Source organism: Streptomyces malachitofuscus (assembly GCF_055571035.1).
The window spans coordinates 140,552-154,983 of record NZ_JBVIGA010000015.1; the positions used below are offsets into that span (position 1 = coordinate 140,552).

Genomic DNA, 14,432 nt, shown 5'->3' on the forward strand with positions numbered 1-14,432 from the left:
GGAAGGAGCCACATGGCGGGGCGGAACGGGCGCACGGTGCGCGACCTCAGACGGGCCAACCGTACGGCCGTGCTGCAACGGCTGTACTTCGACGGACCGCTGAGCCGCTTCGAACTCGGTCCCGCGACCGGGCTCAGCTCCGGATCCGTGAGCAACGTCGTCGCCGATCTGGTCGCCGACGGGCTCGTGGAGGAGGCCGGCAGTGTCGACTCCGACGGCGGTCGGCCGCGCACCCTGCTGCGGGTGGCGCCGCTCAGCGGCCACATGATCGGCGTCGACGTGGGCGAGACCCGGGTGCGCATCGAACTGTTCGACCTGACCCTCACCGAGCTCGCCCGCGCGGAACGCCCGCTGGAGCAGCAGCGCTACGAGGTCGAGGTCATCGTCGACCACATCCGCTCCGGCATCGACGAGGTGCTCGCCGCCGCGGGACTCGCCCCCGAGCGGCTCCTCGGCGTCGGCATCGGCGTTCCCGGCATCGTCGAGCACACTCCCGACCGGGGGGCCGTCGTGCACGGCCAGACCATCGGCTGGGACACGATCCCGCTGGAGACGCTGCTGCGCACCGGCTCCCCGCTGCCCGGCACCGTGCCGTACTTCATCGACAACGGTGCCAAGACCCTCGGCCAGGCCGAGATGTGGTTCGGTGCCGGACGCGGCGCCCGCAACGCCCTCGTGGTGCTCTTCGGCTCCGGAGTCGGCGCCTGCCTGGTGACCCCGGAGGTGGAGCACGGCCGGGCCGTGGAGTGGGGGCACCTGACCGTACGGGTCCGGGGGCGCCGCTGCCGCTGCGGTGCGCTGGGCTGCCTGGAGGCGTACGCGGGCGCGGAGTCGCTGCTCGCCCGGTGGCACGAGGAGGGCGGCCGGGTGCCGCCCGGCACCGACGAGGAGACGGCACTGACGGCGATGCTCGCCGCCGCCTACCCGGCCGACGACACCGCTCCCGACCCGGTCGCACTCGCCGTTCTGGAGGAGACCGCCGAGTACCTGGGTGCGGGCCTGTCCGACCTGATCAACCTCTTCCAGCCGGAACGCATCCTGATGGGCGGCTGGGCCGGCCTCCAACTCGGCTCCCGCTTCCTTCCCGCCGTGCGCAAGCACGCCCTGTCGTACGCGCTGCGCCACCCGGCCGAGAAGGTGACCATCGAACTGGGCCGGCTCGGCCCCGACGCGGTCACCGTCGGCGCCGCGATCCTGCCGCTCGCCGACTTCTTCGCCCGCGGCGGCCGCCGCCCCGACCCGGACCCCGAATCCCCGCCCCCGGCCTGGCACACGGCCCTGCGCGACCGCGCCCCCCGCTGAGCGGAAGTGCCGGGGTGCCCGGTCTGTCCGTCCTCGGCCTGGCACACGCGGTTGCGTAGCCGCACCCCGCGCTGAGCCGGACTGGCCGGACGGCCGGCCGGGCTACGCGGAGGGCTCGTCCGGCACGGGCTGGTCCGGGTTGGGAGACGCCGAGTGCGGGGCGCCCTGGCGGCCGGTGCCGGCCTCGTCGGTGTCCGGGACGTCGGGTCCGGACTCACCGGACTCCGGCTCCTGCGGCTCCTCGTCCTTCTTCGCGCTCTCCCGTTCCGCGGCGGCCGGCGCAACGTCCCACGGGTCCTCACCGGGACCGGCCTGCTGGTCGGGCAGGTCGCGGGGGACGCCGGCGCCGTTCTCACCGGGGCCTTCGAGACGGTGGTCGGTCACGGCCCTCTCCCTTCATCCGTGCGCGAGCCACCGCGGGTACCTCCAGGCGGACCGGCGAAACCCGACGCTCAGCCCACCTTCCGCCCCCGCATCGGCTCCGTCTCCTCCCCGGCGCCCTGCTGCACGCCCAGCAGGAACTCCTCCACCACCTGCGTGGCCGTGTGCACCGGCCGCCAGCCGAGTTCCACCCGCGCCCGCGTGCAGTCCATCAGCGGCAGCCGCAGCACGGCGTCGAACAGATGCGGGGAGGCGGGCAGCAGCCGCAGCCCCCAGGCGGCGGCGACCGCCGAGCGGGCCGCCGTGCGCGGCAGCCGCACCCGGCGGGTGCCCAGCATCTCCCCGAGCAGATCCGCGTCGACCGTCGGTTCGGCCGCCAGGTTGAACGCGCCCCGCGCCTCGGCGGACAGCACGGCCAGCCGGTACGCCTGGGCCGCGTCGTCGGTGTGCAGCGCCTGGACCCGCAGCCCCGGGACATCGGGCAGGAAGGGCAGCAGATCGGGCCGTGCCAGCGGTCCCGGCAGGAAGCGCCCGCCGAAGATGCGGCGCTGCTCGCTCGCCGACCCCCGCTTGAAGAGGAACGCGGGCCGCATGCGGACCACCCGGGTGCCCGGATGATCCCGCTCGAACGTGTCCAGGGCCCGTTCCAGATACGCCTTCTCCCGGCAGTAGGCGGCGTCCGGCCAGCCGTGCGTCGGCCACGACTCGTCCACCGCCCGGTCCTTCGGCCCCGGCGAGTACGCCCCGACCGACGAGGCGTGCACCAGCGCCGGCACCCCCGCCTCGGCCACCGCGTCGAACACGCGCATGCTGCCGAGCACATTGGTGCGCCAGGTGGTCGCCGGATCATGGGTCGGCTGGAACGCCCAGGCCAGATGGACGACCGCGTCGGCGCCGGCGAACTCCTCGACGAGATCGAACCGGTCCGAGGCCACATCCACGGCCGACCACTCGGTCTTCGGCGGCGACCACTCGGGGATCCGCCGGGCCAGACCCCGTACGGACGCGATCTCCGGTTCCTCCGAGAGGACCCGCACCACGCTGGTCCCGGCATTGCCGGTCGCGCCGGTGACGACGACCTTCCTGCCCGTTGCGCTGCTCACCTGCGCTCCTCTCGGCCGTACGCTCCGCGGAGCCGGCCGAGTACCCCCTGGGCGAAGGGCGTCACGCCCGCACAGCCGGCGGGACGGCCACGCCGGGGCGGTACGACGGGAAAGCCCCGACCGCGACGGGGGAATCACGGTCGGGGCGGACGGAGGGTGGGCGCGGACGGCGGTCGCCTCTCGGCGAAAGGCTCCACAGGGCTTCAGCCGAACGATCGTCCCTGTGGGCGAATGGTGAGGCCCGGGGACCACCTCCGGGTGTTCCGCTCCCGGCCGCCCCTGGGAGTGAGGTACGTCACCGGCTCCGCCCCCTGCCGTCCAGCTCGGCCCAGAGATTCTCCGCCTGGAGCAGCAGCGCGCCGAGCACGGCCGTCCGGGCGGCACCCTGCCCGGCGTGCTCCCGCAGCCCCTCCTGGAGCCGTTCGTGCAGCTCCCGCATCACCGCCTCCGTCCGCTCGTCCAGCAGCGGGTCCTCCTGCGCACCGGCGTCCACCAGCCGGTCGGCCTCCGCCCGGCAGCTGTCACCGATGAGCTCCAGCAGCTCCGCGTAACGGCGCAGCGCCGAAGCGTCCGGCGCGGCGGGCGTCCGCCCCTCGTCCGCGGCCACCGCCAGCGTGCGGGTCAGCGTCGTGACATGGCCGGTGACACGGCTGAACCGTTCGTCCTCCTCCTCCGGCGGCAGCGCCTGGGTCGGCACCCGGCTCAGGGCACGCAGAACGCCGGAGGTCAGCCGCAGGCTCTCCCTGCTCCAGCCGCGTGCCGAGCGCAACGCCTCCAGACGGTCATGGAGCCGCGTGGAGGCCCCGACCCAGCCGAGGGCCGTCTGCCCGTCCCACTCGCCCTCGCGCAGATCCCCGGCGACCGTGTGCAGCACATCACCCGCCTCCCGGGCGAGGGCGGCCAGGTTCTCCCGCACGTCCCGCAGATGGATCGGCGGCAGCACGAGCGCGTTGACGGCGATACCGATGACTGCGCCGAGCGCCGCCTGTCCCAGCCGGTGTCCGACGGCGGCCGCGCTCACCGTGCCCGTGGCGATGACGAACACCGCCGTGGTGGCCGCGTAGATGCCCTGGTCGCCGAAGCGCGGCCAGTTCGACAGCAGTATCAGCACCGGCACCGACAGCGCGAGGGCCCCCGTCGTGTCGTCGGTGACCGCCTGCGCGCCCGACGCCACCAGGGCCCCGACACAGATCGCGGTGAACTGCCGGGCCGCCTGGACCAGCGAGCTGTAGACGGTGGCCTGCACCAGGACCAGCGCCACCCAGGGCGCCATCAGGGCCATCGGGTCGCCGATCCAGACCCGCGCCACCAGCCAGGCCAGCAGCGCCGCGGCGGCCGCCTTGAGCGACTGGACGAGCAGGTCCCGTTCCCGGCCGGGCCCCCGCCACGCGGCGCGTGCCGCCCCGGCGAAGGACCGCAGATCGCGCCGTACCGCGGCCGCCGCCCGCGCCACCGAGGAACCCCGTCCGACGGTGTCGCCCTGCCGTGTCTCGTGTTCCAGCCATGCCATCAGCAGAGGGTGTCCCGGCCGGGCCGGCGGTTCTGCCACAGGTTCGTCATGCCAAGGGCCCGTCCGACAGAGACGCCAGGAGATGGGCCGGGTCGTCGTAGACCGCTTCCGCACCGGCCTCCTCCAGATCGGCGCGCGGAATCCCGCCGCACAGCACGCCCACGCATCGCACCCCCGCGCGGCTGCCCGCCCGCATGTCCCACACCGTGTCCCCGACGAGGACGGCCCGCTCCGCCGGCACCCCGGCCAGCTCGAGGGCGTGCTCGACCGGCTCCGGCGCGGGCTTGCCCTCCGCCACGTCGTCGGCGCTCGCCGTGGCACCGATCGCCTCGTCGGCGTCGATCGCCCGGCGCAACGCACTCAGCTCGGCACCGCCCGCGGAGGTGGCCAGCACCACCGTCCAGCCGTCCCGGTGCAGCCGCTTCAGCAGCCGCCCGGCGTCCGGCAGCGCGGGCAGCCGGTCGAAGTACTGTCCGTAGAGCGTCTTGTGGGCGGCGCTCAGCTCCTCGTCGCGGCCGGTGTCCCGGTCCTCGCCCAGCAGGTGCGCGACCAGATCGGAGGACGACAGCCCCACGGCCCGGTGGACGGCGTGCATCGGCACCCGGTGACCCGCCTGCCGGAAGGCCTCCCACCAGGCCGTCACATGCAGATGGTTGGTGTCGACCAGAGTGCCGTCGACGTCGAACACGGCCGCCCGTTCCATGCGCGGTCCCTTCCTCTCCTCGCGGGCGGTACGGGTACCACCTCAGCCGCCCGCCACTCCGGAGGGCACCTTCCGCTCCCGGGCCCACGCCAGCAGCTCGTCCAGGGACCAGGCGGTGACCACCCGCTCGGGCGGCACACCGCACTCCTGCGCCCGGGCGCACCCGAGGATCTGCCAGTCCAACTGGCCCGGCGCGTGCGCGTCGGTGTCGACCGAGAACAGCACGCCCGCGTCCACCGCCCGGCGCAGCAGGCGACGCGGCGGGTCCAGCCGCTCGGGCCGGCTGTTGATCTCCAGGGCGGTGCCGGTCTCCGCGCACGCCGCGAACACCTCGTCCGCGTCGAACTGCGACTCCGGCCGCCCCCGCCCGGCCAGCAGCCGCCCGGTGCAGTGCCCGAGCACGTCGGAGTGCGGGTCGCGCACGGCGGCCACCATGCGACGCGTCATCGACCGGGCGTCCATCCGCAGCTTGGAGTGCACGGACACCACCACGACGTCCAGTCTCCCGAGGAGCTCCGGATCCTGGTCGAGGGACCCGTCCTCGAGAATGTCGCACTCGATGCCGGTCAGCAGCCGGAACGGCGCCCAGGTCTCGTTGAGCTCCGCGACCACGTCCAGCTGCTCGCGCAGCCGGTCGGCGGACAGCCCGCGCGCCACGGTCAGCCGCGGCGAGTGATCGGTGAGGGCGGCCCACTCGTGGCCGAGCCACGCCGCGGTGCGGCCCATCTCCTCGATCGGGCTGCCGCCGTCCGACCAGTCGGAGTGCAGATGGCAGTCCCCGCGCAGCAGCTCCCGCAGCTCCCGCCCCTCGCGGTCCGTGGGCTCCCCGGCGGCCTCGTCCTCGAGTTTCCGCAGATAACCGGGCACCTCCCCGGCCAGCGCCTCCAGCGCCACCTGCGCGGTCTTCGGCCCGACCCCCTTGAGCTGCTCGAGCGACCCGGCCGCCGCCCGTTCCCGCACCTCGTCCCGGCCGAGCTCCGACAGCGTCCGCGCGGCGGTGCGGAAGGCACGGACGCGGTACGTCGGTGCCAGGGACCGCTCCAGCAGGAACGCGATCCTGTCCAGCGCCTCGACGGGGTCCATCGCCACCTCCTCGCTCCAGGGTTCCCCAGGGCGAGTACGGCCGCACGGCGGACGTGCGGGGTTGGCCGCGTGCGCGCGGGGTACTGCGGAGCGCACTCCCGTTCCGGCCAGGAGGCCCTCCATGTCGCTCCCCACCGCCCCCAGCAGGACCGCCGTGATCACCGGCGCCGACTCCGGTATCGGCCGGGCCACCGCCGTACGCCTGGCCGCAGCGGGGCTGGACGTGGGCATCACTTGGCACAGCGGCCGGGACGGGGCGGAGGAGACCGCGGAGGAGGTCAGGTCGTACGGGCGGCGGGCCGAGACGGTACCCATGGACCTCACCCGGCTGCCCGCCGCCGCCGACGCCGTCGACGAGCTGTACGAGCGGCTCGGCCGCGTCGACGTGCTGGTCAACAACGCCGGTACCGGCACCATGACGCCCTTCCTCGACCTGGATCTGGCGAAGGTGCGCGAAGTCCTCGACGTCGATCTGATCGGCCCGTTCCTGTGCGGGCAGAAGGCGGCACGGCACATGATCCGCCAGGGCGACGGGGGCCGCATCGTCAACGTGACGTCCGTGCACGAGCACCAGCCGCGGGTGGGCGCCGCGCCGTACTGCGCCGCCAAGGGCGGTCTCGGGCTGCTCACCCAGGTGATGGCGCTGGAACTCGCCGAGCACGGCATCACCGTCAACGCGGTCGCCCCCGGTGAGATCGCCACCCCGATGACCGGTCAGGAGGACACCGACCCGCACACCGAGCACCGTCCCGGCGTCCCCCTCGGACGGCCCGGCGACGCCCGCGAGGTCGCCGCGGTCATCGCCTTCCTCGCCGGACCCGACGCCTCGTACGTCACCGGAGCTTCCTGGACCGTGGACGGCGGCATGCTGCGCATGGGCCCCCAGGCCGGGTCGCATCTGACGGGCGACGACTGGCGGCGGCCGTGAGCGGGGGCGCGCCCGGACCCCGCGTTCGCACCGTTTGCGGCCTACCCTCGATGCATGACCGAAAGCGCGAGCCCGTACATGTCGCACCCGCGGATCATGGTGCTCGGGGTACAGCCCGGGACTCCGCCGTTCCGGATCGTGGAGATCGACGGACAGGTGGTCGGTGAGGCCAGGTCCGTCACCGACGTGCTCCAAGCCGCCGCCGCGTTCGGGATCACGGTCCACGACCTGGACGACCCGGACGTGGTCCGCTGGGTGGGCGGGGACAAGTTCACCTGGACCCTGCGCCAAGCCCCCCGAGCCCGCCAGGAACAGGACGAGCGGCCCTAAGGGCGTTCGTCGCCCGCGTCCCCCCGAGCGGCCAGGTCACCGGGGGTTTCCCGGCTGTCCGCACGACGGGCGACGGGAAACCCGTCGACCCCGGCGGCCCCGCGGGCCACAGTCTCAGGTGTCAGCACCCAGCAGACCTGCGTACCAGCAGGGACACCGACCAGGGGGAAGCACCATGGGCAAGTTCTTCCGCGGCGCCGCCGCGTTCGCGACCGCGGCGGCCGCGGTGATGGCGCTGAGCGGCTCGGCCGAGGCCAAGCCGGCGGCGGACGAGTGGGACGGCTGCCCGTACGGGGCCGTCTGCATCTACGGGCAGGGCGTGGAGCCGAGGGACAACCCGCACCCGACCCACGTCTTCTGGAGCTACGGCGCCCACAACCTGAACAACCAGTACGGCTACCACTGGGTCTACAACAACCAGTACGGCGGCGCGAGCGCCAGCCTGTGCAAGGGCTACAACGGCACCAACTGCACGGAGACCGTTCCGGAGGGCAGGGGCGTCTACCGCGACCTCACGCCCGTCAACTCGATCACCCTGAATCGCCCGTAGCGGTCATCGACGGGCGACGGCGCAGGTGAGGGCTTCCGGGGCCGCCGAGCGGCACCGGAAGCCCGCCCGCGTTGTCGGACCCCCGCAGTAGTCTGGGCGATGCCGTCACGGCCCGGACACGCACCGTCAGGGGGACCACTGTGGGGGAACGGAACGGGGCTGCTTCCAACGGGGGAAACGAAGGCGAAGGGCTCGCGCCGACCACGCGGTCCTTCCCCGGGGAACTCAGGCGGCTGCGGCAGGAACAAGGTCTGTCACTGGCCGCCCTGGCTCGCCGGACGCACTACAGCAAGGGATATCTCAGCAAGATCGAGACGGGCGCGAAGCGCGCGACCGTCGATGTGGCCCGCCGCTGCGACCAAGTGCTGGGGGCCGGGGGCGCGTTGCTGGAGCTGGTCCGGGACGCATCCGCCGGACGCGGCGGCGGTGACGGCGATCGGGCCGGTGCCACCGCGCCGGAAGGGCCGTTCGACGCCGCGTGTCCCTACCGGGGACTGTCGGCGTTCACCCCGCAGGACGCCCGGTGGTTCTTCGGCCGGGAACGGGCGACGGCCGCGCTGGTGGAGCGGGTCTTCGGGCGGATCGGGCACGGACCGCTGATGGTGGTCGCCCCCTCGGGCGCCGGCAAGTCGTCCCTGCTGAACGCCGGTCTGGTGGCCGCCCTGAGACGCCCCGGCGGCTTCCCGATGCCGGGCACGGACAGATGGCCGGTGGTGGCGCTCACCCCCACGGCCCATCCGCTGGCAGAGCTGCTGGAGCGCTTCTCGAAGGCGCTGGGCGCCGATCCCGGCGTCACCGTGGGGAATGTGCGGCAGCGGCCGGAGATGCTGCTGGAGGCCATGCACCGGCTGTCGGAGGACACCGGGGACGTCCGGCAGCCGCCCGTCCGCCCGGTGGTGGTCGTGGACCAGTTCGAGGAACTGTTCACCCTCTGCGCCGACGAGGGCGAGCGGCGGGACTTCGTCCGTGCGCTCCGCGCCCTCGCGGCGTCCCCGGACCACGACCCGGCCGTCGTGGTGCTCGGCATGAGAGCCGACTTCCTCGGGCGCTGCCTCGAACTTCCCGACCTCGCGGAGGTCTTTACCCACGGCCTGTTCGTCCTGCGCCCCATGTCCACGGCCGAGCTACGGGAGTCGATCACCCGTCCGGCGGAACTGGCGGGCGTCACCCTGGAACCCGGCCTCGTTCCCCTCCTGCTGAGGGACGCCGGACTGCGCGACGGAACGGGGGAGGGGGCCGGGCCCTCCGAGGCCGGCGACACTCCGTCCGGCGCGCTGCCCCTCGTCTCCCACGCACTGCTCGCCACCTGGCAGCAGCGCGCCGGGTCCGTGCTCACCGTCGCCGGATACGAGCGCACCGGCGGGATCCACGGAGCCATCGCGCGGACCGCCGAGGACGTGTTCAGCCGCCTGTACCCGGCCGAGCAGCAGACGATCCGCCGCCTGCTGTCCCGGCTGGTGCATGTTGGTGAGGGGGCCGGGGCGACCCGGCGCCGGATGGAACGGGCCGCCCTGCTGGAGCAGTTGGGGGATGCGGAAGGCGCCACGACCGCTCTGGACGCCTTCGTGCGGGCCCGGCTGATCACCATGGACCGTCACACGGTCGACATCACCCACGAGGCACTGCTGCACGCCTGGCCGCGGCTGCGCGGCTGGATCCACGCCGACCGTGCCGGACTCCTCACCCACCAGCAGCTGGCCGGGGCGGCCGCCGACTGGGAGCGCGAGGGCCGCCACACGACCGCCCTCTACCGCGGCCCCCGGCTGGAGACCGCGCGCTCCTGGGCCGACGAGCTGGACGGCTGGAGACGGCTCAGCCCCGGGGAGGAGGCGTTCCTGCGGGCGAGTCTGGCCGAGGAGGCCAACAGGGAGAAGCAGGCCCGGCGTCAGGTGAGGATCCGGCAGGGGACGCTGGCCTCCCTCGTCGTCCTGCTGGGGCTCGCGCTCACCGCCGGCTGCCTCGCCCACCGGCAGCGCGCCGGTGCGCTGGACCAGGAGCGGATCGCGCGCTCGCGGGCCCTCGCGGTGCAGTCCCAGGCTCTGACCGGCGGCCGGCCGGAGGCGTCCATGCTCCTCGCCGAGGCGGCCTACCGCGCCGAGACGACCCCCGAGGCCCGCGGAGCCCTGCTCAGCACCCAGTCCCAGGCCTTCTCCGCCCGGCTCGACGGGCACCGGGGCCCGGTCAACGCGGTGGCCTTCGCGCCCGACGGCCGCTCGCTCGCGACCGCGAGCTCGGACGGGACGGTGGCCCTGTGGAGGGTGGCGGACCGCCGCAGGACGGCCACGTTCACCGTCCCCGGACGCGTGCGCTCGATCGCCTTCAGCCCCGACGGCGGGAAGCTCGCGGCCACGTCGACGGCCGGCGGTGTACGGGTCTGGAGCACGGCCGACCGCCGTACGACGCTCCTGTCCGCGGACACCGAGGGCGCCAGGGCCCTCGCCTTCGGCCCGCGCGGACGCACGCTGGCCGTCGCGACCGCGGAGGGAACAGTCCACCTGCTCGACACCGGGCGCGGGTACCGTACCGTCGCCTCCCTCACCGGCCACGCGGGACGCGTCAACGCCCTCGCGTACGCTCCGGACGGGCGCTCCCTGGTGTCGGCCGGCGCGGACCGCACCGTACGGCTGTGGGACGTGGCCGCACGCCGTCCGCTCGCCGTGCTCAGGGGACACACCGACGAGGTGCTGGGGGCGGCGTTCGCCCCGGACGGACGCCGGATCGCCACCGGAGGCGCCGACCGGACGGTGCGGCTGTGGGACGTGGCCGGGCGCCGTACGGCCGCCACCCTCACCGGGCACAGCGACGACGTCAACGCCGTCGCCTACACACCCGACGGCACGACGGTCGTCGGCGCGGGCGGGGACGGCACGACCCGGTTGTGGGACGTGCGCGGCGGTCGTACCGCGGGAACCCTCGCCGGCCACACCGACTACGTCCTCGGGGTCGCCGTGGACGCGGCGGGCGCGGTGCTGGCCACCGCCGGCTTCGACCGGTCGGTGGTGCTGTGGAACCTCCGGGGGCCGACACTGACCACTCGCCCGTTCACGGAGGTCTGGAAGGCGGCGTACAGCCCGGACGGGAAGCTGCTGGCCACCGCCGACGCCGACCACACGGTCCGCCTGTGGGACGTCGCCGGGCGCCGGCCGCTGACGACCCTCACGGGACACCGCGAGAGTGTGTTCTCGGTCGCCTTCGCCCCGGACGGCAGGACCCTGGCGTCGGCGGGCTCCGACGGCACCGTCCGCCTGTGGGACGTGGCCACCCGCCGGGCCACGGCCACCCTCACCGGACACAGCGGCGCGGTGTTCTCGGTGGCCTTCGCCCCGGACGGCAGAACCCTGGCCTCCGCCGGGGCCGACCGGACGGTGCGGCTGTGGGACGTGGCCGGGCGACGGGCGCTCGCCACCCTCACCGGCCACACCGACTACGCCAACGCGGTCGCCTTCGGTCCCGACGGACGCACCCTCGCCAGCGCCGGCGACGATCTGACCGTACGGCTGTGGGACGTGACCGCGCACCGGCCGACGGCCACCCTCACCGGCCACACGGGAGCGGTGCGCGGTGTGGCCTTCAGCCCCGACGGACGCACCCTCGCCAGCAGCGGCAACGACGGCACCGTACGGCTGTGGGACACCCGGCGGGAGCGTCCGCGGGCGGCGCTGACGGGCCATGCCGGCTCCGTGCGGGGGGTGGCCTTCTCTCCCGACGGGAGCATGCTGGCGAGCAGTGGCAACGACCGCACGGTCCGGCTGTGGGAGGTGGCCGGGAAGCGATGGTGGGCCACCCTGACCGGCCATGCGAACGCGGTGTGGGACGTCGTCTTCGCCCCCGGCGGGCGCACGGTCGCCAGCAGCAGCAACGACGGCACGGTGCGGCTGTGGGACCTCGACCCCGGTGCCCGGCTGACGCGGATCTGCCGGCTGCGCGAGGACATGACCCCCGACGGGCGGAGCACGTCCGTGCCCGGCCTGTCCGTCCCCGTCACCCGCTCGCCCTGCGCCCGTACCTGACGACCCGTCCGGCGTCCCCGTCGGCGGCGGACGTGCAGCTCGGCGGCGGTTGCCCGAGGGTTTCCCGTTGCCCTTCCGACGGGGGGACGCCGGACGCTCGACGGGCCGGAGCCCCGGCCGTGAGACTGTTCCTCGCGCCCCACCGGGCGACACTCCACCGGCGACCGGCGACCGGCGACCGGCGACCGGCGACCGGCGACCGGCGACCGGCGACCGGCGACCGGCGACCGGCGACCGGCGACCGGCGTCACGCGGGTCCCGGGGGGTCCGCTCCATACCGGCGCTCCGACCACAGCTACCGAAACGGGGGTCCGGCGTGCTCCGGAGAACCGGCGTCATCCATGCCGTCATCGGATTACTGTCCTTCCTGCTCTGGGTGCCCGCGACCGTCGCGGCCGCCGCCCCGTCCGCGGCCACGACCGCCGCCGACGGGGAGTGCGGAGTGCTGGCGCCCGGCGCCTCGCCGGCCGCGGAGCGGGCGATCGCCGCGGCCTGCGCGGAGGTCGCGGCGGGCACCTGGTACACCTGGGGCGGCGGCCACGGGCCCCAGCCCGGTCCCACCTACGGACAGGTGGACCCCAGTGACCCGGCCAGCGGGCACGACCCCGAGCGGCTCGGCTTCGACTGCTCCGGACTGGTACGTCACGCCTACGCCGAGGCCACCGGCTCGGACCTCCTCAACGGCGTGGCGAGCGCCCAGTACTACACGCACCGGGCCGCCGAACGCTTCACCGCCGCACAGGGCCTCGCCCCGTTGCGCCCCGGCGACCTGCTCGCATGGGGCACCGCGCAGGACCTGAAGCACATCGCTCTCTACCTCGGTGCGGGCAAGATGGTCGAGGCACGGCAGTCCGGGACCAGGATCATGGTGAGCGATGTGCGCCTCGACAGCGGCTACTTCGGGGCGGTCCGCGTCGACACCGGCCCGGTGACCGGGCATGTCTTCCGCACCTGGGGCACCGGCGTGTGGACCAAGGCGGAGCCGGCTCTCGCCGCCCGGCGCGTCCACGCCTTCCCCGGCCCGACCACGATCCGGGTCGGCTGCCAGAAGCACGCCGAGCCGGTCACGTCGGAGGGGTACAGCAACGACGTGTGGTCCTACCTGCCCGACTACGACGCCTGGATGACCAACATCTACATCCGGGGACCCGCGTGGCTGGACGGCGTCCCCGACTGCGAGGACCTGTGAGGACGCACCGCCCGCCGCCGGCGACGGTCAGGCTTTCGGCTTGCGTGCGTGCACGGCCCTGCTGAGGCGCCGGCCCAGGAGCAGATAGCCGATCAGCGCACCGGAGGTGTTCAGGATGACGTCGTCGATGTCGAAGGCTCGTCCGGTCACCAGGGAGCCCTGGGCGAACTCCACGAGCAGCATCACGACGGCCGTCAGCACGAGCACCCGCAGGAACCCGCGGGTGCTCGGTGCGACGACCGGTGCGAGCACGCCGAACGGCACGCCCAGCAGGATGTTGCCGCCGATCTGCCGTACGGCGTCACGGAGCGCGGGCTGGTCCAGGTAGGCCCGCAGGGACCGTCCGGGACGCCAGTTCGTATGGGTCAGCGCCTCCGAGGCGGGGGAGGGCTGCAGGGTGAGCCGGGCGAGGACCACCGCGAAGACGACCATGAAGACGAAGGCGCACAGCAGCACCAGCAGCCGCAGGGGCAGAGGCAGCGGACGCGGGGCGGCGCGAACCATCACATCTCCTTCAGTCGTCAACTTCCGTTCGGCACAACGCGGTTACCCCGGGAAAGGGGCGTCAGTCGCCGTAGGTGATTCGCACCCGCTCGAACCCCAGCGAGCGCAGCAGACCTTCGAGCATGTCGGTGGTGTTGGTCTCGGCCCGCGCGATGAGACCGCTCTCCTTCGCCGCGTCGCCGATGTGCCGCACCGCGAGCTTCTGCACGGCCTGTTCGCTGTTGGGGTTGTCGGCGAAGAGGTCACCGAGCCGGTCGAGCAGCCCGCGCTGCTTCGACACGGCGTAGGAGCGTTCGGGATCCAGTGCCGGGGTGCCCAGGCGGGCGTGGGGCAACCGCAGCGTGGCGGACGTGCGGTCGTCGTCGACCCGTACGTCGTCCTTGCCCAGCTCGCCGAGGTCGACATAGGCGTCCACGGTGCCGGCGCCCACGTAGAGCGTGCGGCTGCCGCGGATCGCGTCGGGGAGGAACTTCGCGTCCTTCTCCAGGTCCACCACCACCTGGAAGTTGCCCGAGGCGGCGTCGTAACGGCTGATGTCCTGGATGGACTCCAGGAGCGCGGGCCCGGAGCGGTCCCGGGTCTCCGTGCCGAACAGGTCCTTCAGTCCCGGCAGCACGCTCAGCCGGATGCCGGCGAACAGCACGGCCAGCAGCAGCACCAGCGAGCCGACCACCTTCACCCACCCGGGCACACGGCCGGTCGGTCCCTTCACCGGAGTCGTCATGGCGACGGCCCTCCTTCCCTTCAGTCCGGATGCCCCTCAGTTCCCGGAACAGACAAGGAAGTTGGGACGCACGGCCGCACCGGAAGCACGAAGGGGGCGCACGACGGGCGCCCGG

The 14,432-nt window shown here is 74.0% G+C and carries 13 protein-coding genes; 6 read left to right on the top strand and 7 right to left on the bottom strand.

From position 1 onward, the window contains the following. Positions 1 to 12 precede the first annotated feature (12 nt). A complete protein-coding gene (locus tag ACZ44S_RS22545) occupies positions 13 to 1,302 on the top strand; it encodes an ROK family protein (protein WP_466931742.1) in 1,290 nt (429 codons plus the stop codon). Between the two features lie 102 nt (positions 1,303 to 1,404). Here the strand turns inward: ACZ44S_RS22545 and ACZ44S_RS22550 are convergent, their stop codons facing one another. From ACZ44S_RS22550 to ACZ44S_RS22570, 5 genes are all read right to left on the bottom strand, one after another. Next, complete coding sequence (locus tag ACZ44S_RS22550; protein WP_466931743.1) at positions 1,405 to 1,686, bottom strand: hypothetical protein; 282 nt, start codon at positions 1,684 to 1,686, stop codon at positions 1,405 to 1,407. Between the two features lie 68 nt (positions 1,687 to 1,754). Next, entirely contained in the window at positions 1,755 to 2,786 is a 1,032-nt protein-coding gene (locus tag ACZ44S_RS22555) for an SDR family oxidoreductase (protein WP_466931744.1), read from the bottom strand. A gap of 295 nt (positions 2,787 to 3,081) precedes the next feature. Next, positions 3,082 to 4,296, bottom strand: a complete 1,215-nt coding sequence (locus tag ACZ44S_RS22560) for an FUSC family protein (protein WP_466931746.1) — start codon at positions 4,294 to 4,296, stop codon at positions 3,082 to 3,084. A 46-nt stretch (positions 4,297 to 4,342) separates the two neighbouring features. After that, a complete protein-coding gene (locus ACZ44S_RS22565) occupies positions 4,343 to 4,999 on the bottom strand; it encodes an HAD family hydrolase (RefSeq protein WP_466931748.1) in 657 nt (218 codons plus the stop codon). 42 nt (positions 5,000 to 5,041) lie between these two features. After that, complete coding sequence (locus ACZ44S_RS22570; RefSeq protein WP_466931750.1) at positions 5,042 to 6,082, bottom strand: PHP domain-containing protein; 1,041 nt, start codon at positions 6,080 to 6,082, stop codon at positions 5,042 to 5,044. Positions 6,083 to 6,203: 121 nt separating this feature from the next. Here ACZ44S_RS22570 and ACZ44S_RS22575 point away from each other — a divergent pair, with 121 nt between their 5' ends. From ACZ44S_RS22575 to ACZ44S_RS22595, 5 genes are all read left to right on the top strand, one after another. Next, the gene (locus ACZ44S_RS22575; RefSeq protein ID WP_466931752.1) at positions 6,204 to 7,010 is read left to right on the top strand and encodes an SDR family oxidoreductase; all 807 of its coding nucleotides are present in this window, start codon (positions 6,204 to 6,206) and stop codon (positions 7,008 to 7,010) included. 54 nt (positions 7,011 to 7,064) lie between these two features. After that, positions 7,065 to 7,340: a hypothetical protein gene (locus ACZ44S_RS22580; RefSeq protein ID WP_466931754.1), complete on the top strand. Its 276-nt coding sequence runs from the start codon at positions 7,065 to 7,067 to the stop codon at positions 7,338 to 7,340. A 175-nt stretch (positions 7,341 to 7,515) separates the two neighbouring features. Beyond that, complete coding sequence (locus ACZ44S_RS22585) at positions 7,516 to 7,890, top strand: hypothetical protein (RefSeq protein ID WP_466931755.1); 375 nt, start codon at positions 7,516 to 7,518, stop codon at positions 7,888 to 7,890. Between the two features lie 140 nt (positions 7,891 to 8,030). After that, positions 8,031 to 11,900 carry an nSTAND1 domain-containing NTPase gene (locus ACZ44S_RS22590; RefSeq protein WP_466931757.1) on the top strand — a complete coding sequence of 1,290 codons (3,870 nt, stop codon included), beginning with the start codon at positions 8,031 to 8,033 and terminating at the stop codon, positions 11,898 to 11,900. Between the two features lie 316 nt (positions 11,901 to 12,216). Next, on the top strand, positions 12,217 to 13,089 hold the full coding sequence (locus tag ACZ44S_RS22595; protein WP_466931759.1) for a C40 family peptidase: 873 nt from the start codon (positions 12,217 to 12,219) through the stop codon (positions 13,087 to 13,089). A gap of 27 nt (positions 13,090 to 13,116) precedes the next feature. Here ACZ44S_RS22595 and ACZ44S_RS22600 read toward each other — a convergent pair whose 3' ends face one another. Then, positions 13,117 to 13,593 (bottom strand): VanZ family protein, encoded by a 477-nt coding sequence (locus tag ACZ44S_RS22600; protein WP_466931761.1) that lies wholly within the window; start codon positions 13,591 to 13,593, stop codon positions 13,117 to 13,119. A 61-nt stretch (positions 13,594 to 13,654) separates the two neighbouring features. Then, positions 13,655 to 14,317, bottom strand: coding sequence for a DUF4230 domain-containing protein (locus ACZ44S_RS22605; protein ID WP_466931763.1), 663 nt, complete (start codon positions 14,315 to 14,317; stop codon positions 13,655 to 13,657). Positions 14,318 to 14,432 lie beyond the last annotated feature (115 nt).

Excerpts from the sequence above, each read along its gene's own strand:
- ACZ44S_RS22585 (WP_466931755.1), top strand. The coding sequence starts at position 7,516 with ATGGGCAAGTTCTTCCGCGGCGCCGCCGCGTTCGCGACCGCGGCGGCC.
- ACZ44S_RS22570 (WP_466931750.1), bottom strand. The coding sequence starts at position 6,082 with ATGGACCCCGTCGAGGCGCTGGACAGGATCGCGTTCCTGCTGGAGCGG.
- ACZ44S_RS22600 (WP_466931761.1), bottom strand. The coding sequence starts at position 13,593 with ATGGTTCGCGCCGCCCCGCGTCCGCTGCCTCTGCCCCTGCGGCTGCTG.
- ACZ44S_RS22605 (WP_466931763.1), bottom strand. The coding sequence starts at position 14,317 with ATGACGACTCCGGTGAAGGGACCGACCGGCCGTGTGCCCGGGTGGGTG.
- ACZ44S_RS22580 (WP_466931754.1), top strand. The coding sequence starts at position 7,065 with ATGACCGAAAGCGCGAGCCCGTACATGTCGCACCCGCGGATCATGGTG.
- ACZ44S_RS22565 (WP_466931748.1), bottom strand. The coding sequence starts at position 4,999 with ATGGAACGGGCGGCCGTGTTCGACGTCGACGGCACTCTGGTCGACACC.
- ACZ44S_RS22545 (WP_466931742.1), top strand. The coding sequence starts at position 13 with ATGGCGGGGCGGAACGGGCGCACGGTGCGCGACCTCAGACGGGCCAAC.
- ACZ44S_RS22560 (WP_466931746.1), bottom strand. The coding sequence starts at position 4,296 with ATGGCATGGCTGGAACACGAGACACGGCAGGGCGACACCGTCGGACGG.
- ACZ44S_RS22575 (WP_466931752.1), top strand. The coding sequence starts at position 6,204 with ATGTCGCTCCCCACCGCCCCCAGCAGGACCGCCGTGATCACCGGCGCC.